This is a genomic window from Bradyrhizobium nanningense (assembly GCF_004114535.1).
Classification (GTDB): Bacteria; Pseudomonadota; Alphaproteobacteria; order Rhizobiales; family Xanthobacteraceae; genus Bradyrhizobium; species Bradyrhizobium nanningense.
Genome location: NZ_LBJC01000020.1, coordinates 539,699 through 558,852, shown reverse-complemented (window position 1 = coordinate 558,852; position 19,154 = coordinate 539,699). Strand labels below are relative to the sequence as shown.

The following is a 19,154-nucleotide window of genomic DNA, read 5'->3' as shown; positions in this document are numbered from 1 at the left end:
AGCGCCTTGGTCCGAGCGTCACCTATCGGAAATGTTTTCTGGCGCGTGCCGATCAGAGTGCCCCTCGTGCAGAGCAACAGCCACTCCGCTCGATGACGAGTGGTGCGAAAATGTGCCTTGCCCACTGACGGCCGCCACCTCAGATTGGCTGACGGTAGCTCCCGGCGATCCCTTCCTCGGAATCGTCGGTGAGGAAGTGAAGTCGGTGAAAGCACCGGCCCACGCGTTGCTAGGCGTGATCCTGCTTTCGCGGCATTTTCAAATTTCTTAAAATGCTGTGGCCCTGGGATAACCAGGCTCAACTCAATAGGCTTTGAGCGGCGCGCCGCGGCCGGACACGCATCATTCGCTACGATGGTGACCTGGCTTGGAGCACGCCGCGTCTTACAAGAAACAGCTCTCGGTTTTTCGAGATCGTTTCAAACTTCTTCGCATGCACGACTACGACAGCTTTGACGAGGCGCTCTTCGATATTACTCGTGGACTGCACGCTGCGCCGACCCCAGCTGCTAGATGATGCGTCAGGTCATCATGTGCAATCCCGGCACCGTCCTCGACCGGCGGCGTTTCGGTCGGTGCAACGCCAACCGAGCAAAGTTGAAGTATCCCAAGGACCGATGCAGGTGTCTCGAAGAAACGCAATGTCAATTTCACGACAGCAGGGCGGCCGTGCTCCTCTGCACGTTTGCTTCCGGACAAACACACACGCAGTCCGGTCAATGCTTCAGCAGAACTGGAAGGATAGATCGCTCAGCGCATTTCTGGCCTGACTCTTGCTACAGGCTGCTGGTCACATTGTGCCTAACGCCAACTTGTTCAATCAGGAGACTTCTATGCAATTCCGACCGCTTCACGACCGCGTCGTGGTTAAGCGCATCGACGCCGAAGAGAAGACCGCAGGCGGCATCATCATTCCGGACACAGCGAAGGAAAAGCCATCGCAGGGCGAGGTCATTGCGGTTGGCCCGGGCGGCCGCGATGATAGCGGCAAGCAGATTCCGATCGACATCGAAGTCGGTGACCGAGTGCTGTTTGGCAAGTGGTCCGGCACCGAAGTCAAGATCGATGGGCAAGACCTGTTAATCATGAAGGAGAGCGACATCATGGGCGTTCTCACCGAGGTGTTCTCGAAGAAGAAAGCCGCCTGACACAGGGTTCGCAGCAGCCCTCCTGAGGAGAGCCCACCGGGCGCGCTAAAGGATGAATCAATAGGAATTGAGGGAATTTGTATGTCAGCCAAAGAAGTCAAGTTCGGAGTGGACGCGCGAGACCGCATGCTGCGAGGCGTCGACATTCTCGCCAATGCCGTGCAGGTCACGCTCGGCCCGAAGGGCCGCAACGTCGTGCTCGACAAGTCGTTCGGTGCGCCTCGGATTACCAAGGACGGCGTCACCGTCGCCAAGGAGATTGAGCTCGACGACAAGTTCGAGAACATGGGCGCCCAGATGGTGCGCGAAGTGGCTTCGAAGGCCGCGGATGCAGCCGGCGACGGCACCACCACCGCGACCGTCCTGGCCGCCGCGATCGTGCGTGAAGGCGCCAAGTCGGTTGCCGCCGGCATGAACCCGATGGACCTCAAGCGCGGTATCGACCTCGCAGTCGAGGCCGTCGTTGCTGACCTGCAGAAGAACTCAAAGAAGGTCACCTCGAATGAGGAGATCGCCCAGGTCGGCACAATTTCGGCCAATGGCGATGCCGAGATCGGCAAGTTTCTCGCCGACGCGGTGAAGCAGGTCGGTAACGATGGTGTCATCACCGTCGAGGAAGCCAAGTCCCTCGAGACCGAACTCAACGTCGTCGAGGGCATGCAGTTCGACCGCGGCTACATCTCGCCCTACTTCGTCACCAACGCCGACAAGATGCGCGTTGAGATGGACGACGCCTACATCCTCATCAACGAGAAGAAGCTCTCCTCGCTGAATGAGCTGCTGCCGCTGCTGGAGGCCGTGGTACAGACCGGCAAGCCGCTGGTCATCGTCGCCGAGGACGTCGAGGGTGAAGCGCTCGCGAGCCTGGTCGTGAACCGCCTTCGCGGCGGCCTGAAGGTCGCGGCCGTCAAGGCTCCGGGCTTCGGCGATCGCCGCAAGGCCATGCTGCAGGACATCGCGATCCTGACCGGCGGCCAGGCGATCTCGGAAGACCTCGGCATCAAGCTCGAGAACGTCACGCTCAACATGCTCGGTCGCGCCAAGAAGGTTACGATCGACAAGGATAACACCACGTTCGTCAACGGCGCCGGTAAGAAGGCCGACATCGAGGCGCGCGTGGCCCAGATCAAGGCGCAGATCGAGGAGACCACCTCGGACTACGACCGTGAGAAGCTCCAGGAGCGTCTCGCCAAGCTCGCGGGCGGCGTCGCGGTGATCCGCGTCGGCGGCGCGACCGAGGTCGAGGTGAAGGAGCGCAAGGATCGCGTTGATGACGCGATGCATGCGACCCGCGCGGCGGTCGAGGAAGGCATCGTCCCCGGCGGCGGCGTCGCCCTGCTCCGTGCCTCCGAGCAGCTCAAGGGCCTGCCTACCAATAACGACGACCAGAAGACCGGAGTCGAGATCGTTCGCAAGGCGCTGTCTTGGCCCGCCCGCCAGATCGCGATCAACGCCGGCGAAGACGGCTCGATAGTGGTCGGCAAGGTCCTCGATAACGAGCAGTACTCTTTTGGCTTTGATGCGCAGACAGGCGAGTACAGCAACCTTCTCTCCAAAGGCATCATTGACCCCGCGAAGGTCGTGCGCATCGCGGTCCAGAACGCCTCCTCGGTAGCCGGGCTGCTGATCACGACGGAAGCGATGGTTGCCGAGCTGCCGAAGAAGGCGATGGCTGGTCCAGCAATTCCGGCGGCCCCCGGTATGGGCGGTATGGACTTCTGATCCCTTCTCAAGTTCTCGATGACATGTGAAACCCTGGCAATAATGTCAGGGCTTTTGCATCGAGCGGCCTGTAGCCTGCCAGCCGCGGAAGGATTGGGCCATCGGCCTATCCATGTGCGCCGCGGCTGGACTCGGACGCAATTTTCTTGTGACCATTCCTTCGGGCACTGAGCGAGAGTGGAAGATCGTCCATCGGACGTGCTGGTGGATTCGTTGTCGATGCTGATCGTATGGACTCGCCTAGCCCGAAAGTCACAGAGACAATCATTTTCTGCCGTAGCTGATACAGCGGAGCCGCGCGATCCAATAGCGCTGGGCTAGTTATGTTTCATCCTGCCACTTCTCGCTGACACATGGCACTATGCCAGTTTCATTGAAGGGATGGGCTTGTGCTTAGCTCGACTATACCCTTAAGCCAGTCGTCCGCTAGGCGGACAGCAGGGTTCAAGGCAGGAGGGCATCGATCCGCACAGGCCGCTACGCCTGATGCATCGCGTCGGGTCCGTCAGCTTTTGGACAGCTAGTCGGTGTATAATGATCTTGAAGTTAGCGGCGCGTGGTAGGGACAGCGCTCGCCCCGAGTATGCGTGGGGATTTCGGCGCCGAGTCACGTTTCTGCTAACTTCAACCAGTAGTGCGGGCGTGGCAGAGATAACGTCTGGTCCATCCAGCCCGACCAGCGCCGAGTCGCGCCCGCGCTGCTTCCGTGAGACTGGGATCAGATCCACACAGGCGACGGTCTTCCAAATCAACTTAATAGCTCGCTTGCGCTCGCTGCGGCCGAGAGGGCTCCTAGTCTTAGCTTCAGGATGTCATTCCGATTATCGGCAAGTTAATCCTGAAATGGCTTTGTAGCCCAGCTCGGCGCACAATTCGATTGAGACGCTTCGAACGAGAAGGGTGCTGTAAGATCACTGAGTCAGATCGCGGATGAGGCCTTCACCGAAGCCAGAAGTCAAGTGCAGCAACGAGGAGAAGACGCGGATTGTCGCGGAGCTCCTAGCGAGCGAGGACTGGGTTTGTGCGCCGGTGCGAGGGCATGCGGATGTGCCCAGCAGCAGCTGTCTGGTTGACGAACCCACTATAGAAGCGACGATTCCGATGCAGACGAACTAGAGCTTCGTGCCGACTGTGGATGCCTGGTCCCAACCTTATTCCTGAGCGCGCGATTGCGCGCAGGTAACGAAACAGGTTCGCCAAACGGGCCGCCGATCGTGCCTGAGTGCAAGCGCAGGCGATTGAGGCTTTGAAGGGCGAGGGCGGGCTCACGAACTTGAGTAATCGGCCAACCTATATCGCTGAACATTCGCCCCTCTCCGCACTACGTCCAGAGAGCTTCCGTCTAGAAACACCGACTGAACATCGTCAGAACCGCGGCGGGTGCATCACGGTTGGCGATGCGACTGTCCCGCATCGACCGATGAGGTTCCGCGCGGCATCGGGCAAGTCCGTTGCAACGTCGGAAGCCCTCACGTTATCCTTTGTGTGACGACAGTCGATATATCAAGGTTGTTCGGGGGGCTGCTGTAACGCTCCGCCAGACTCTTGAACAACCCTCCGACCCGATCTGACGCAACAGCAAATTCCCCATAGTTGGGATCAAAGAGGGTCGTCGTTCCATTCGACGTCGCCGTCGCGATCGAGTGGCCGCCACCCCCGACGAAATTCAAGCGGACCCAATAGCGGGACGCATCCTGGGTGACCTCCTTCACGATCTTGTCAATGCGCGAAGATGTACCAAACCTATATCCCGTCTGTTCACCAGACGGTTCTAGGCCGGCGTTGCGTAACATCGTGCTTTTTGCCTGGAGGTTGTGAGACCCTTCCGCCGTATCCTCTTTCAATGAAGTCAAGACCCGTTCATACTCCCCCTGCCGCCTTGCCGCTGAGCTGTGATTTTCAGTCCCCGGGAGCAGAGCCCTCATTCGGGATGAAGGGTTGCTTGGGAGACTAAGGAGCCACTCCGCTACCAATCCAACACAAATTCCGCTGACATTGGCTTCGGACAATTCAGCAGTCCTGTAATCGAACAGATCACGGACAGGACTACCGGCTGAGGATAGCTCCGAGCTGGAGGACAGAGAGGATGTGCTGTGGCGCGAGGTGCTTGGACTAGAATCGATTGCATCTGAGGTATGTGGCTTGCTGAAGCAGAGCCCCATTCGGTCGACCGATTCGTCTGAAGGCAGGCTCTCCCGCCGTGCGACTTCGGTGAGTGTTTGCGCAAATTCGCTACTGTCTGCGGGCCTACTCAATTCATCAGCTTGGCCAGGGCGTGTGTATTCGCCATCGACTCGATTATACATGCTGGTCACCTGCTTCTTCGGCGCACGCGTCCTCAGAGGGAGCGCGCAGCTTTCCTGCGGCTGATATCGCGGCAAACTGACGAAGAGCTGACCACCAAACAAGCTTGCGGAAGCTACCGCCGCAGTCCCTTTCATTGAGGCAGTGGTCGACCAGCTAGTTACTCTTGCACAGTGACGCGGGCGCCGCTCGGCCGGCACAACTTCGCCTCCAAAGAGTGCGCAATTCGCGTCTTTCAAATCGCTCCGTGATCGGCCATCGGCCAGCGAGATGCCGTTGCTGCCGCTCAGGCACCTTCAGCGCAGATCCGCAAAAACTGGTTTGAACCGGCCAAGACCCAAATTACGATCTATCGGTCTCTCTATAACAATGGCGCAGACATTCCCCCCGAATCAGGGTGCATTAGCAGCTCCTGTTTGACAGCGGCATTTCAGAGCAGCCCGCCGTGCACAATGCAACAGTCGAGCGAGCCTGACATGCACCCGCTTGTGACACCTCATTTCGGGACGCGGAACCTGTGCTCCTGCAACCGCCCGACATGTCTGCTCGAACGTTGTTAACTCAGCCCGTCATGCTGTCGCGCTGATCGGCGCGAACAACGTTGCCGCATCTGAGGGACTTAATCCAACGACGCCTACGAAGCTCGGGGACGTCATCGGAATGTCTCGATAAGTGGGTCTCCACAAGTGAAGGCAATATCGGCTGTTATTCACATACCGCGATTGTGCCGGATGCAATTGCATGACGCTCCCCTCTTCATCCCAGAACAGGTCTTTGACAAAGCACATCTCCTCCCAGTTTGGACGACGCCGCGGGGTCGAAACAGCGACATGCTCCAAGCCAGGATGGACAAATGCAGTTACCTCGAGTTCACACCCGCAGGGCCCCTGTACAAAGAACACACCGCAAGGTCCTGATCCCGGAGCAGTAGCGAACTGGCCATGTTGCACACGGCCAGCCTCCAGCTTGTCTATCATCTGCGCTCGCACGCCCGCTCCTTTGGGTCTTGGATCGCACTAAGCTCTACGTAGATGACGTTGTCGCACAACAAGTCAAGCTTCTCGGTTCTCGGCCCAGCGTTCCTGGATCAGTCTACAGCGCACCATCCGCAAAAGCGGTAGATGTCTATCGTCATTCACGCGCCTCTTATTCCTCCCGTGCTCGAATTGCGGCCTCGGTGCCGCTGGTTGCCCGAGCATGGGCGGTAGCACGGTCTGCGCGTTGGGCGAATTGACCCACCGATCGGATCTTCCTGCGGCTTATGTAAATCCGTCATTGAGCCTCTCCGAGGCGAAGCAGTTTGCCATCGCTGCCAGGCATTCACTGCTCATCGCCGGCAGAGCGCACATCGCGCTCGAGCACACGAAGTTGGCGGCTGTTGAGGCTCCACCTCCTCTTCAACGAATTGGCCTTCACCATGGCGCGCCCCGATTGGCGGCGACATTTAGATCTCATGATGCTGGCAACACCAGTAGCGGCACCAGATAGGTGGGGGCCACTTGCTTCGTGAGGGAGTACTTCCTGACTCGCGGCCTCCTCGCCAAGGCTCAGCATTCCTAATGCGCCACTTATGTGAAAATGATTCAGTTCTATGGCGTCCAACTCGGTGCAGATAGCCGCGGACGTCTGGCACGCCCCTTCTTCGAACTGATACATCCAGCGGGTCGCCTGCGATCTTGGTCGTAAGCTAACGGTCAGGAACAATGGATAGTCATCTCATTGACTGCAACGGCGAGTATCGCCCGATCTTTTCCGCGCCACTAAGATGTAGCTCTTAACGCGTTGTCTAGGGCATGTCACTCGCGAAGCGCTCACCCTTTGCTGATAATGGGGGTGTCGTTTCCGACATAAATGTCGCGACTTCGACGTCGCGCAACTGCTTCGTGTGTGAACCCATCTCATCAAACGCGCTGTCGACAGTTCTACCTCCTGGCATGTCGCTTGCTGTGCTGCCAGAACGCGACCTTGCTGTACCAAGGATGCATGAGCAATCAATCGGCCGAGTGGTCGTCAGGCAACTATCATCGATTCTCATACTGCCTACGAAAGAGGACTGCTAACTTATGAGTGATAGGAGGCATGCAAAGCTTGGCATATTTCTGTCGACCGGCGCGGAGCGCGATGAAACGACACATTGGCGCGCAACAAGGCACTCAATGGTCAAGCATTTCGGCGCCGATCGTCCCTCCCTGCAACCCCGGAAGAGGTTGAACTGGGGCCTTTGCGCCGCACTTCTCATAAATGCGCTGCTTTGGGCTGGAATCTACTGGGTCATCACATCGTTCTTCTGAAAGAATCTCGCGCGTGGCAACCGCGCGAGGCGGCTCCTAGGGCCTATCCCAAGCCGCGGCAACCAGGGCTGATGCCAGTGCGCATTTCACTGCTACCTGGATATAGAATGCGCTGCTCCGGCGGTCGCAAAGGGAAGGTCGACGCATAACCCCGATGGCTCAAATTGGCGACACTGACATGCGTTGCAGCCGCGACCAAGTGCCAAACATTGACCAGTAGCAGGTCAATGCGTCCGTACGCAGTTGGCATCTTGGCGTCCTCGTTAGGCGCAACGGATTGACTGCAAGTGAGAACGAGTACTCCCCATTCCCATCATGTGAAAGGTCCCGGCTCCCGCAACGCCCCTGCAGGCGGGATTGACTCGCTTGCTGAGCGATGTCTGCCTAGCCATTGGAGCGGGTATAACAGGCTGAGGCCCTTATGTGCGGTAGCGACGCTCTAAAGCTCTTGCTCAGGCCACGTATCGTCCTCGTTTTTGCGCATCTGCCACACGAGGGCACGCCGCGCTAACTTGTCGTATTCCAAGGCGATCTTAAGCAGCCTGTCTTTGGCTTTTCCGTCATCGAGCCCTGCCGCTTTCTTTCGCGTTGCTTCCGCGCGGCCTAGCCAGTGATCGGGCTGGTAGAGTTTGCTTTTCGAATTCATGCCGAGAGCATGCAACTCGTAGATCAAAGAATTGCGACACTGACGCTCCGTATCATCACGTAGGAGCCACGCTCGCCGCCGCGGCTTCCGAAGCAGTCAGGCCCAGTCCAGGCTAATAATTCAGAAACGGCTAAGTACGCGTTGCAGACGATCCTTGTAGGAACAATGCACAGGCACCGACATCTTAAGACCATCGGTCCCGAGAAGAGACTTGAATCGCGCGCAGCGTCAGATTGTAGGGTTCTAGACAAGTGGAGATCACCTCTGACAATCGCGTGATTCCTGACAGTTTACGAGAATTGCCAATGTCTCAAGTACCTACACTCGCCCAGGACGATCGAATAGAGAGCCTAACATCATTCCGATGCAGACCTGCCCGCGATTGATCGAATGCTATTCCTGTCTCTGCTGGACGAAATCGCGCGTTGCGGGGTCTGCACGGCAGGACTCCTATCACCGCAGTCTCCCCTGACCCAACGCAAGACGAGACCTACCTCACAGACAACCCCACCCAACCTCTTCACATAAAGTGGAACAGAAGGGCGATGATACTAAACATTGTCTCAGCGCGTCATCATCGTCGCGCTTGCAAGTCCGAATGCGCCATCAACAACGACCTAAGCACATCTGGTTTGCCTGATCTCTTTGCCTCGCCAGAGCTGGCCTGTGCCGCTTCGAGCCGGCATCGCGCCGAGTCCTCCGTCACTCATCGGCCTACGATTAGGCCGCCCCATAGTCCCTCAGGTCATGTCAGGCGGGCCCAAGCAATGCCGCGAGACATCGAGGCATGCACCGGCCGCACAACCACTAGCAGCTCCAAAACGATCATCTGCTGCGTCGGCGCAACCGCTAGTACTTCCCCCTTTCGTGAGGCTCTGCCGGTATGGAAGGTGTCGTCCCTGTCATGCTGGACAGATGACGAGCTCCGTACGGTTGGCAGGTGATCGCTCCGCGGGGAAGAACAATAAGTAGCTCCACCGAATCAAAGAAATGTCATGAATCGAAAACAACGAATTCAGTTGGCTTCGTGCCTCAGACTCTCCTACCGCCCCGTCGCTCTTGGCCTGGCAATGACAACTGTAATGCTCGGGCCGCTCAACGCGCGTGATCGAACGCCGACCGCAGAGGAGAAAGAGGCCTGCATGGAAGACGTGTTCCGCCTTTGTAGTAGTCAAATACCAGATCGCACCGCTATCACTGCCTGCCTCAGATCCAGGCAAGATCGCCTCAGTCAGCAATGTCGCGACGTGATCTCCGGGCGGGACATCAGCAATAAGAGCAGCGGCTCGAAATGAAGATGCTGAGACCTGTCCGTCCGCCTCCTCTCCAAAGACGTCGCCCCAGCTTGACATGCAACACGTCACTCGAGGGGCGCCGGGCGGCTCACCTCTTCATGCGGGCGGATCAAGGACGCGTCCTCGCTTCTTGAAGGCTGTCGCGCACAGGCTCATTTGCGCCCGGCGAATTTATTTCGTAGAGCCAGCTGAGCTCGGCCTGAACTCTTCAGCACGATATACTCATAGTGCGTGGGAAGCCCATCAGCGGCTCCGCTACGCCGGCGCCCGGAAAGCCAAGACTAGCCGCCACTATCCTATCGACGGCACCATCGATGGAGAGAGCTTGACCCTCACGTAGCGTCAGGTTGTAGCGTCGCCACCGATGCCCACGTTCAGCTGACGGCCGCCTCAAGGACAAGTGCGACACTGCGCGTGCGAATAGACCGGCAGCTGCGACAAGGCATCCGGTTTGCAAAGGCGCGTTGGCTGAACGGTCAGGCCGCAGATTGGACAAAGGAACGTGTAAAGCTCGATGGAACCGCTCAAGTCGATCATCGCCAAAGTTGCCAGCGGCGCCACTCTGACGCGTGAAGAGGCTGCGTCAGCGTTCGACAGCATGCTGACGGGTGACGCAACTCCCTCGCAAATCGGTGGCTTGTTGATTGGGATGAGGGTCCGCGGCGAGACAGTCGAAGAAGTCACCGGCGCCGCATCCGCAATGCGAAATATAATGCCCAAGGTGGAAATGCGATGCGACCCCATCGATATCACTGGCACGAGCGATACCGCTATGTGTTCGCTCAACGTATCGACGTGCGCCTCTTTCATCGTCGCCGGGGTCGGCGTTCCCGTCGCCAAGAATGTCAGCCCCGCTGCATCCTTGCGCTCGAGCATCGCAGACGTGTTGGGGCGCCTCGGCGTAAAGGTCGATCTCAAGCCTGACGCGATTGCACGTTGTGTGCACGAAGCCGACATTGGCTTCATGTTTGCGTCAGCCGGCTATCCTGCGATGCAGCGTATCAGCCAGATCCGGAGCGTGCTTGGAACCCACACGATGTTCAACCTGATCGAGGCCCTGTCCAATCCGGCCGGGGTCAAGCGGCAGATCCTTGGAGTGTTCACTCCCGAATGGGTGCAGCCTCTGGCGTACGTCTTGAACAACCTGGGCGCCGATTCGGTATGGGTTGTTCATGGCTCGGACGGGCTCGATGAAATATCCCTCACCGGGACAAGCTTCGTTGCTGCGGTTGAGGCCGGTACAGTCCGCACGTTCGAAGTGACGCCGGAAGAAGCCGGGCTCCCCCGCTACCGCGCGGATGCGTTGGAGAACTGCGATGTTGAGGCTCACGCCGCTGCGTTACAAAAAGTGCTTGATGGCTTGCCAGGACGTTTTCGTGATGCCGCACTTTTGAACGCGGCGGCGGCACTGGTCGTGGCCGGGCGTGCCTCGAACCTACAGGAAGGCGTGGCACTTGGACAAGAAGCACTTGATCGCGGCGCGGCAGCCGCCCGACTGAATCGCTTGATCGCGGTTTCAAACGCCTGAGATCCGAGTTGGCTGATGCCTGATCAATGCCGTCAAGGTGCAGCTTACGCGCGCGAAAATATTGCAGCCGCAATACGCGTCAGTTCTGCGGAATTTGGGTGAGCCCACCGACGCAAGTCTTTGTCAAAACAACTCGCGCTAAGCACGTGACCCGACAGCCACCCCTTCATCTACTAGAGGCTGTTCGAGGCCAGGTCGCTGAGGTGAGGACTCGCGCCGCAACGTGCGTTGCGCGCCAAAGGAGATAATCGGTGATGCCTTGGCAAAGGACTGAAGCACTCGGAACGATCGCAACGATAGAGCACATCATTCGGAAGTTTCGGGAATTGATCGATACAGATAGCTCGATCCCGCCAGAGCTGCGGCGTGCGCTGCACGAGACCCTGGATGAGCATCTTCTCGAGGCAAAACGGCGTGTTCTCCTGAGAGCGCATTAGGCGCGCCGATCCGACATGTCGAAGAGACTGCCAGGTCGACATCGTGCTTTACGCAGACGCCTAAGACACTTGCCGCTAAGCCAGGCTTCGATCTGCTCGCTCGTCCAGCGGTGGCTCCAATCGAGATTGCTACGCGCCGCAACTCTCGCCCTTCTCAGACTGACCGCCGATGGTGATTCCCGCATACGCCCCGTGCGAAACTCTAACTTTCGTCGGAAGTCGGCGACCAACGTGCGTTGGAAAAGCCGCCGGCGCATTCGTCGAACCTCTCATCAAAGTCCTCACAGGGCTACACCCCAACCAGGGCAGCGCTGATTGCTTGCGACAGCCCCTTGGCGGGCTGCTTGGGCCAGCGTGAGCTTGGCCACTTTCCCGTAGACCGCCAAAAAGGGCTTGAATCTGACGTAGCGTTAAATCGTAGGCTCTTGGGGTGACACCCATCTGGGTGTTGAAGGACTTCGAATGCCTCAGCTGGTCAGATCCGCGGACCGATGGCCGCTCATGCTCCTCATTCTCTATAACCCGTCGCTCGGGAGGGCTGTGCAGCGAGGTGCGGCGGCAGAGCTCGCACGTAGCCATAAATGGTTCGGCATTTCTGATCCGAACCATGCGGCTGTCGACGACCGCTCCGCCAGAGAGCCGATAAGGTCAGCATTTGTCGGCGTGGAACTCTATCCTACGGCCCTAGGTGGCGCTGCTTTGCTAGCAAGCCCCTCGTCTCGCGCAGCAACGCAAAAATCAGTTTGCCGAACCCACTACTTTCAAAAGCCTTCCCGCACCTGGCAAGGCATTTCGATCGCGCAAGGTGTGCCAGATCGTGAGCCGGCGCAGGTTTTCGAGGAGTGACCCGCGCGTGTGACTTCGCGCAACCAGCGCGGCACCGAAGACATTGCTTGGCATGCTGGAGCAGAACGTTGAAAGACCCGGACGGCCTTAAGAAGGTCCTGTTAATTGATCATATTGAAGGCCAGTGCCGTTACATCATCGGCTTCCAGGATAAAGATATGAGAGCGGCCTATATGTGCGGCGAGCCCGTATATCAAAGGCGCGGCAAGAAAACCTCTTCGTGGTGCGCCTATCATTACCGACAGATGCACACGAGCGCAGCAGAGCAGAGCGAAGTGAGTGATCGATCGGCAGATCTACCTCGAGCGATATCCGTCCGTCGCACCCCATGACAGCCATCAAGAGCCGGGTTCTGCCAAGACGCTGTGATCATAGCGTGTACAAGGGGCAACCGAAGCATATCACCCGGGCATCGCCAGGATCCGGGCTTCCATTGAAGCGCGTCGGCGCAGACATAATGTGCGGACCTGATACACATGAATAGCCGACTGGATTGCTCGACCCTGGTCGAGCGACAAAATACGTATACTCTCGACAAGACCGTAATCCATTTCGACCGGAAGACGCCCAGCTATGTCGTCAGTCGACACATAGAGCGGGCCTCTCGTACCTTCGAAAGCCGCTTTGGTGTCCAGAGAGGAGACCGACCCGAGATTCCCAGCGTCGCCGGGGACATTGAATGCTACGACACCGATGGAACTTTTCCGCTTCACGGCGGCAACACAACACTCGACTATTTCAAGCGAAAATATCCATATAGCAAGAATAGAGCGAGCGCTTACGGAATATCCAGCTGCAGCCGAATGCAGCTGGTCGGTCGAGCCGATGCGCGCTGGGAAGAAGCACCGGGCGGTTATGTGACCAAGCAACGGGGCGGCAGGATCGAGGAAGCGCTGATCGCACCTATTAGGTCACAACCCATTCTAGTGTCCCCCGCGACATCATTTCACGCGAACGGCTCCGAACACCGCGCTAGGCGACGTAAAGCTCGTCTGAAGCGACTTGCCACGCGACCAAGCTGTCAAGCGAAATCTGCAGATCGGAAACAAGCCGTTCTCTCGCGCTACATCGTAGGTGACTCGAGACGGCGCAAAAACCTCTCCTCTCTCAGAGCCTCACCACGGCATGGCAAAGACATCATGGTTGCCATGCGATCCCATCCTGATCACGTCCAGATACCCGGAGTCGAGAATGCCGCGAATCATAATTATGAATGCCGGTACGCCTCAGATGTCGGGCGCCCATCTAACAAAAGCTCAACTTTCGCTGGCCGCCAACTCGGCATATCGTTCAGCGTGGTTTGCTCAGGAGGGCGACCTGATAGTCTCCCCGGTCGTCATCCCGGCGGATCTGCTATCCTTCATTGGCGGGACGCTCGATTTCGATGTATCGAGTCTTCGCCTGCTTGTACCTGCGAGCCGCCAATCGACGATCCTCGATGACTGTACGTTGCTGTCCAAGACTGTTGTCGAGCGAATCAAAAGACATCTTCGTCAGAAATCAGCCTGGCGATTGTATCCCTGCTACCCGACCGAAGGCGTCGCACGCCTGGCGGCCATGCTAGGCATACCGAACACCGGTGACGAGTTTGCTTTGCAGCGCGGGCCTGATCTGTTGAATCGCAAGAGCCACTTCCGCCAATTGGCAACCAGCGTCGCACTTCCGCTCCCTCATGGGTCGGTCGCGACAGACCCAAATGGACTATTCGAAGCCGTCACCTCCCTCAAATCCGAGACCGGCAGGATCATTGTAAAGTTGGATAATGGAGCTGGTGGAGTCGGAAATGTCATCTTGACCAGCAATAAGAGCGATCCGCTACCTGGAGCCAGGGATACAAGGTGGATTTCGTGGCCGTCGTTTGATCCCGAAGCACTTTGGTCTGAGATGACAACAGCCTCGTGTAAGACGCTTGTCGTGGAATCGTACCACTTGGCCCAATCTTTGTTCTATCTCGAGTATGCAATCCAGGATGATGCATCAATCGCCTTTATCAATAGTGGAAGCATACGTCTGCGCAAAAGCACAGACCGATCCGAAAGAGCTCTGATCTGGACCGGGCTCGAGCTTCCTAGCGACCTGGAGAATGAGCAATGGTTGGCTGCCCAGGCGCATGCCTACCGATTTGTGGCACTAGCGCGCGACCTGGGATATCGCGGAATGATCAACATCGACGCCATTTTCGCTAAAGATGGACGGTTGCTGTTCAATGAAGCGAACGGCCGCTGGGGTGGCGGCTCGGTGTTACACGACATCGCCATTCGTCTGCTAGGCTTCGACTATTCCGGTTCCAACGTTGTTTTGTCAGTAAGAAATGTCCGATCACCATCCTTCCAAGCCGCGCATGATCGTTTCGTCAAAGACGGACTTATATTTGACCGCACCCGTAAGGAGGGCGTGATCCCACTTGCCGCCGACGAAGAGGCTGGCACTGTGGAGTGTGTTGTGATTGCGCCCAACAGGCCCGCGGCCCACGATCAGCAACACCGACTGTTGAGGTCCTAGCAAACAAACCGACAGCCGCTCATTTTGGCGCCGCCGCCCGGGGGTACACTATCGCGCACCGCCGACGCGCCCCCCCGTGGTTTCACGCAGCGACGAAGATGGCCACAAGCACCTAGTAAGCTTTGGTCGGATGATGTGTCGTGGCCGTACAGAGATCAATGTTAGCCATCTCTTCCGACAAGAATTGTCCCAGACCTTACGAAGGTCAGTCTGACCACAAGATGGGAAAGCAATCTAATTCTCCGGAGAGCCGCCCGATTCTCAGAGAACCATATCAGGCGCCACCCTAAAGCCGAGCGGTAGGACCTTCGATGACCCGGCGGTTCGCGCCGCCGCGTTTCGAACAGAAGTACACGAGGGATCGGCGTTCCCCGCTCAACACCGGCCTTACCTCATGCCGCACCTTACATGTTGTGACAATCACGGCGCCAAATGGCGGTCGGAATACGTGTTGTTCGTACCCCGTTGGATATACCACGAATTCGCCGCCGTTGAAGTCTCTCGTTAGCTGCACAATCACCGAGTACTCGAAATCCGGATCACTCTCCGCGTCCAAATGGATGCCGACAAAGGACCCCGGCGGCATACGATGCATTTGGCATCGGCGAACCACGTAATCCGAGGATGCTCCGAATATCTTGCTTAGCGCGAAGCTGCGGTCTTTACTTTCGAGTAGCTCCATGATCTGCCGTGCAGCTGTCCCACTCACGTTGCTAGGCGCGCGGCCCGGCGGGTCTACCCTCACGCGCTTGACAAAGACCCTGTGCAAGTCGCCGGCATCTCCCTCCCGCACTTCTTCTTCCGGGATATCAGCCTGCAGCTGATCGATCTTGGCCAAGTCGTCTTGCGTGAATAATATCTGCGGGGCGATCACGACCGTCCCTTTTACTAACAGCTCTACGCGGTACTTTGTCAGGACTTCTTCTGTAAGCAGACGGGATTTATCATTCATTACGCGCGCCATTCGAGCTCACTCCTTTGATTTTCGAAGCATGACTCCGGGTCCCGGTGCATTGACGCGAATGCTTGCTCCCAATGCTCGCCGTCGAACTCAGTTATTCTTATGCGCTCGATCGTCCTTCTATCTAGACATCGAACATTTACGCTGAACCCGGAGGGGCTCGACCTCGGCCTATAGAATGGCTTTACGCCACAAAGCCGGCAAAACGTGTGCCGAGCAATGTTCTTGTTGAACTGGTACGTAGTGAGGAATTCTTCACCGCACTCGATGCGTAGCTTATCGCCAGTTACGAGCAAGTGGACAAATCCAGACATTTGACAAATTGAGCAATTGCATCGAACTGCGGACAGCTCTCGGGGCGCACTGACGTGGAACTTGATAGAGCCACAATGACAACGCCCACGATGTTGGATCTCGGAGTGATCATCTCCCGTGCGCACGGCCATTCCGAGCAGATCGCGGCACCACTGGACGCTGAGCTCATAGGCTCGACCGAATTCATCCAAAAAGCGATCACTACTCCCAGCCGGCACGAGTTTACCAATCAGCCGGCCTGTCATTTCTCCGTGGTACCTCTCCGCAGGATCCTCTCCACCGACATGAACGCGAAAATACTCGAGATCGTCCGGCCGCGCCTCGAAGGTCTTTACCAGACTGGTCCACAGCGACTGGATCATATCCGCAGCATGGAGTTCAAACGCGACCATGTAGGCGCAACGAACCAGGGCGTCTTTCGATGACAATCCGGCATAGAGAGAATGCAGGTACTGCTTCGTCCTGTCGCTATAGTTGGGCAGTATTGCTCTGCCGAGTAGTTGCGAGGCATCCTTTCTCAAGAGGTTGGAGTGAAAGTATTCCGTCAAAAGAATATCGGGTAGCGCCGCCTTGCCGCCCTGGAGAATCCGGCCATGGCCGCCGGTCTCATCCCAGCAGATAAAATTGGCGACCACGCTGGTTAATTCAATGTCCCTCGCAAGATCCCGATTTTGATTCATCGCATCGAATATGAGATCCCTTTGGGACCCTGCCTGTAGGTACGGGAACGCCTGTGACATCGCCAGGTATTCAGGCAGCAGGCTGGCGACCTGATCTTTGGACATCTGCGAAGCGAACGGATGCGGACCGAACAAGGCTTGCGCTTGCTCGGTCAAGTACTCGCAGGATATCCTCGGAGGCTGATCCGGTGCAAATTGAGACGCTCGAGATGTCATTTGACCCTTGCAGATGAGAAGCGAACCGGTCGTTGACGAAGCAACTCCGTATCCAGGCCCACTATTAACCGTCCTGAGTTCATTGACTTCGAAGGGCCTATGACTGCGTTCACCTTTCTGGCGGACTTTCGTATTTTCCTTGGCGGGGCAGACAGCGGCATGCTCTGTCCTGCTCATGCACATCGAACGGAATGCGTTCATTGATGGAGCGGCGAGGATCCGTTGGTTTCCGGTCCACCAGCAATCCGATGCGGCAATGCCAGCCACGGCCAGCATGCGCGTGGAGGCTCATCGTGGATACTTCGCCGCCTACGCCATGCTGAGGCTAATGTCGCGTGCGCGAGTAGCGCATCTGCTCGCTCGGCGAGCTTGCAGCTTTCGCGATCCGGGGCGAATGAGCCAAGCCCTCGCGGTTGCTGCTGCCATTTCATCGAAGCGCTGTCAGCTTGGTACAGCATTGCAAATCCAATTCGTACCTACCGAGCTCATATGGCCTCCGGTCTCTGGTGGGTCGGGTTCGCGATCACCACCTCTTAGTTGTTACTGGCTCACAGCAATCATCATGCCAACCCTCGAATTCGGTTCGCAAGAGTCCGAAGAGGTTGCTATACGCTCGTGACCTCTCCTCATTGCAAGTGCATGGCACTTGAGAGGCTGCGCACCGCCGTTAGGAACCAAACAGCGAACGGCCAGCAGCCGTTCACATGCGTACGGGGCTGCTGAACCGTGGAGATTGCCTCGAGTGCGCCGCATAGATTGGCTTTGCGCCCTAAAGCCAGCGACAGCGCTTTTGGCGCGCACAGCGCTGCGCTAGTATGGTGACGAGGGTCGCTGACGTATTCCGTCTTCGCTCGCGATCGTTAAAGGGGAAGCAGTGGCCTTCGCCGTCGAACACGACCGAACGGAGGATCTGGAATATGCCCAGGCACGTTTGGCCGTATCCCGACAAACCCGTGCGATTCCGGGCATCGACCGTAACCATAGCGTCGTCTACGGACCATGCGGCCCCGGTTGATCGCGAGATCGACGGACGCCATAGCAGACTCTCTTGGCAGCTGGTCGAGATTCCTAGGTACATGTTGCGCGCTCATCGACACGGCGCGGCATTGATACATTCCTTGGAGCGTAACTGCTACGATTGCCTGGACTCTCCAGATCGAGCCTCACGAGCAAGCGCCGCAAGATCGGTTTCGAGCTTCGGTTGATGCGAGAAAATTGCGTCTATCAACGCCTGCGCCGGTTGCTCGGCGCACTCGACCAACGCCGCCTTCTCGGCCCGCGCAGAGGGAGCGAACACACGCTTGACGACAGTTGGCGAGCCCTTGAGCCCGCATTTGGAGATGTCTTCGATACCGGCATCTTGCGCGCTCCATTTCACGATTTGGGCACGCGCGGCACGTAAGGCATCCGGCATCGCGCCACGACGAATCTGATTCGTCGCCTCAAGCATGGTGATGAGGCAGGGCAATCTGGTGTGCAGAACCTGCACACCACCTTCCGAGCGTCGCTCAGCTTCTATTGTTTGATTGGCGACGTCCAGGGATCTGACCTTCGCAACGTAAGTTAGTTGGCCTACGCCCAGTCGCTTTGCGATGCCGGGACCGACCTGCGCAGTATCGCCGTCGATGGTCTGCTTTCCCGTGAAGATGAGGTTTGTCCGGCCATATTCCTTACCAATTTTCCGGATCGCTGTTGCAAGTGCATACGTTGTGGCCAGCGTATCGGATCCCGCAAAGCAGCGATCGGTGAGTAGGACGGCGCGATCAGCACCATAGGTCAGTGCCTTTCTCAAGGACTCCTCGGCCGATGGCGGTCCCATGGTAAGCACGGTAATTTCACCGCCGAACCGATCGCGCAGCTCCAGCGCGGCCTCGAGCGCGAAGAGGTCATATGGGTTGATGATGGTCGGCACTCCCTGACGCATGATTGTATTGGTTACGGGGTGCACGCGGATCTGCGCCGAGTCCGGAACTTGTTTGATGCAGACAACATTATGCACGGGGTTGCTCCTAAAGTTGCGTCAGCTGCGAAGAGAACAGCAAGTGTTGTACCATCCCCGCGGTTTTGGACTCGGCTTGCGGTCACAAAGGCTCAAACCGGCTAATGCGCCTCTCTAGGCTGCTCTTCCTGACGAACGAATGACGACACAAGTCAGGGCTCCGACACAGCGTGTTCCGCAGCGCACGCCAGGCAAATGACGGCTGCTTGCGGGATGACTGCCGCTAATCACCTGCGCGCATCAGACCGATCGAGGGTCAATAAG

Annotated in this window: 11 protein-coding genes; 5 read left to right on the top strand and 6 right to left on the bottom strand. The window is 57.6% G+C overall.

Annotation, left to right across the window (positions count from 1 at the left end; all coding sequences use genetic code 11):
• Window positions 1–833: 833 nt before the first annotated feature.
• Window positions 834–1,148 (top strand): co-chaperone GroES, encoded by a 315-nt coding sequence (gene groES, locus XH84_RS15635; RefSeq protein WP_128948479.1) that lies wholly within the window; start codon window positions 834–836, stop codon window positions 1,146–1,148.
• A gap of 81 nt (window positions 1,149–1,229) precedes the next feature.
• Window positions 1,230–2,870, top strand: a complete 1,641-nt coding sequence (gene groL / locus XH84_RS15630) for a chaperonin GroEL (RefSeq protein ID WP_128948449.1) — start codon at window positions 1,230–1,232, stop codon at window positions 2,868–2,870.
• A gap of 1,469 nt (window positions 2,871–4,339) precedes the next feature.
• On the opposite strand, the gene XH84_RS15625 is transcribed toward groL, so the two are convergent.
• The 3 genes from XH84_RS15625 to XH84_RS15615 form a co-directional block, all read right to left on the bottom strand.
• The gene (locus XH84_RS15625) at window positions 4,340–5,032 is read right to left on the bottom strand and encodes a YopT-type cysteine protease domain-containing protein (RefSeq protein ID WP_245471752.1); all 693 of its coding nucleotides are present in this window, start codon (window positions 5,030–5,032) and stop codon (window positions 4,340–4,342) included.
• A 711-nt stretch (window positions 5,033–5,743) separates the two neighbouring features.
• The gene (locus XH84_RS41880; RefSeq protein ID WP_430641902.1) at window positions 5,744–6,151 is read right to left on the bottom strand and encodes a DUF7694 domain-containing protein; all 408 of its coding nucleotides are present in this window, start codon (window positions 6,149–6,151) and stop codon (window positions 5,744–5,746) included.
• A gap of 1,753 nt (window positions 6,152–7,904) precedes the next feature.
• Window positions 7,905–8,111 carry a hypothetical protein gene (locus tag XH84_RS15615; protein WP_208757086.1) on the bottom strand — a complete coding sequence of 69 codons (207 nt, stop codon included), beginning with the start codon at window positions 8,109–8,111 and terminating at the stop codon, window positions 7,905–7,907.
• Between the two features lie 1,809 nt (window positions 8,112–9,920).
• On the opposite strand from XH84_RS15615, the gene trpD reads away from it, so the two are divergent.
• The 3 genes from trpD (at window position 9,921) to XH84_RS15580 (ending at window position 14,719) form a co-directional block, all read left to right on the top strand.
• Complete coding sequence (gene trpD / locus XH84_RS15605) at window positions 9,921–10,934, top strand: anthranilate phosphoribosyltransferase (protein WP_128948444.1); 1,014 nt, start codon at window positions 9,921–9,923, stop codon at window positions 10,932–10,934.
• 1,351 nt (window positions 10,935–12,285) lie between these two features.
• Window positions 12,286–12,549 carry a hypothetical protein gene (locus XH84_RS15590; RefSeq protein WP_128948443.1) on the top strand — a complete coding sequence of 88 codons (264 nt, stop codon included), beginning with the start codon at window positions 12,286–12,288 and terminating at the stop codon, window positions 12,547–12,549.
• Window positions 12,550–13,408: 859 nt separating this feature from the next.
• Complete coding sequence (locus tag XH84_RS15580) at window positions 13,409–14,719, top strand: preATP grasp domain-containing protein (protein WP_128948442.1); 1,311 nt, start codon at window positions 13,409–13,411, stop codon at window positions 14,717–14,719.
• A gap of 286 nt (window positions 14,720–15,005) precedes the next feature.
• Here XH84_RS15580 and XH84_RS15575 read toward each other — a convergent pair whose 3' ends face one another.
• The 3 genes from XH84_RS15575 to XH84_RS15555 form a co-directional block, all read right to left on the bottom strand.
• Window positions 15,006–15,683, bottom strand: coding sequence for a 2OG-Fe(II) oxygenase (locus XH84_RS15575; RefSeq protein ID WP_128948441.1), 678 nt, complete (start codon window positions 15,681–15,683; stop codon window positions 15,006–15,008).
• The gene (locus XH84_RS15570) at window positions 15,671–16,831 is read right to left on the bottom strand and encodes a GFA family protein (protein WP_245471739.1); all 1,161 of its coding nucleotides are present in this window, start codon (window positions 16,829–16,831) and stop codon (window positions 15,671–15,673) included. Before XH84_RS15570 ends, XH84_RS15575 begins: the two co-directional genes overlap by 13 nt.
• Window positions 16,832–18,023: 1,192 nt before the next feature.
• Complete coding sequence (locus XH84_RS15555; RefSeq protein WP_128948439.1) at window positions 18,024–18,890, bottom strand: electron transfer flavoprotein subunit beta/FixA family protein; 867 nt, start codon at window positions 18,888–18,890, stop codon at window positions 18,024–18,026.
• Window positions 18,891–19,154: the final 264 nt, after the last annotated feature.

What these genes read in the sequence shown, in the direction of transcription:
- XH84_RS15575 (WP_128948441.1), bottom strand. Translation starts at nt 15,683, where the DNA reads ATGGCGCGCGTAATGAATGATAAATCCCGTCTGCTTACAGAAGAAGTC.
- XH84_RS15615 (WP_208757086.1), bottom strand. Translation starts at nt 8,111, where the DNA reads ATGAATTCGAAAAGCAAACTCTACCAGCCCGATCACTGGCTAGGCCGC.
- XH84_RS15625 (WP_245471752.1), bottom strand. Translation starts at nt 5,032, where the DNA reads ATGGGGCTCTGCTTCAGCAAGCCACATACCTCAGATGCAATCGATTCT.
- groES (WP_128948479.1), top strand. Translation starts at nt 834, where the DNA reads ATGCAATTCCGACCGCTTCACGACCGCGTCGTGGTTAAGCGCATCGAC.
- XH84_RS15580 (WP_128948442.1), top strand. Translation starts at nt 13,409, where the DNA reads ATGCCGCGAATCATAATTATGAATGCCGGTACGCCTCAGATGTCGGGC.
- XH84_RS41880 (WP_430641902.1), bottom strand. Translation starts at nt 6,151, where the DNA reads ATGATAGACAAGCTGGAGGCTGGCCGTGTGCAACATGGCCAGTTCGCT.
- trpD (WP_128948444.1), top strand. Translation starts at nt 9,921, where the DNA reads ATGGAACCGCTCAAGTCGATCATCGCCAAAGTTGCCAGCGGCGCCACT.
- groL (WP_128948449.1), top strand. Translation starts at nt 1,230, where the DNA reads ATGTCAGCCAAAGAAGTCAAGTTCGGAGTGGACGCGCGAGACCGCATG.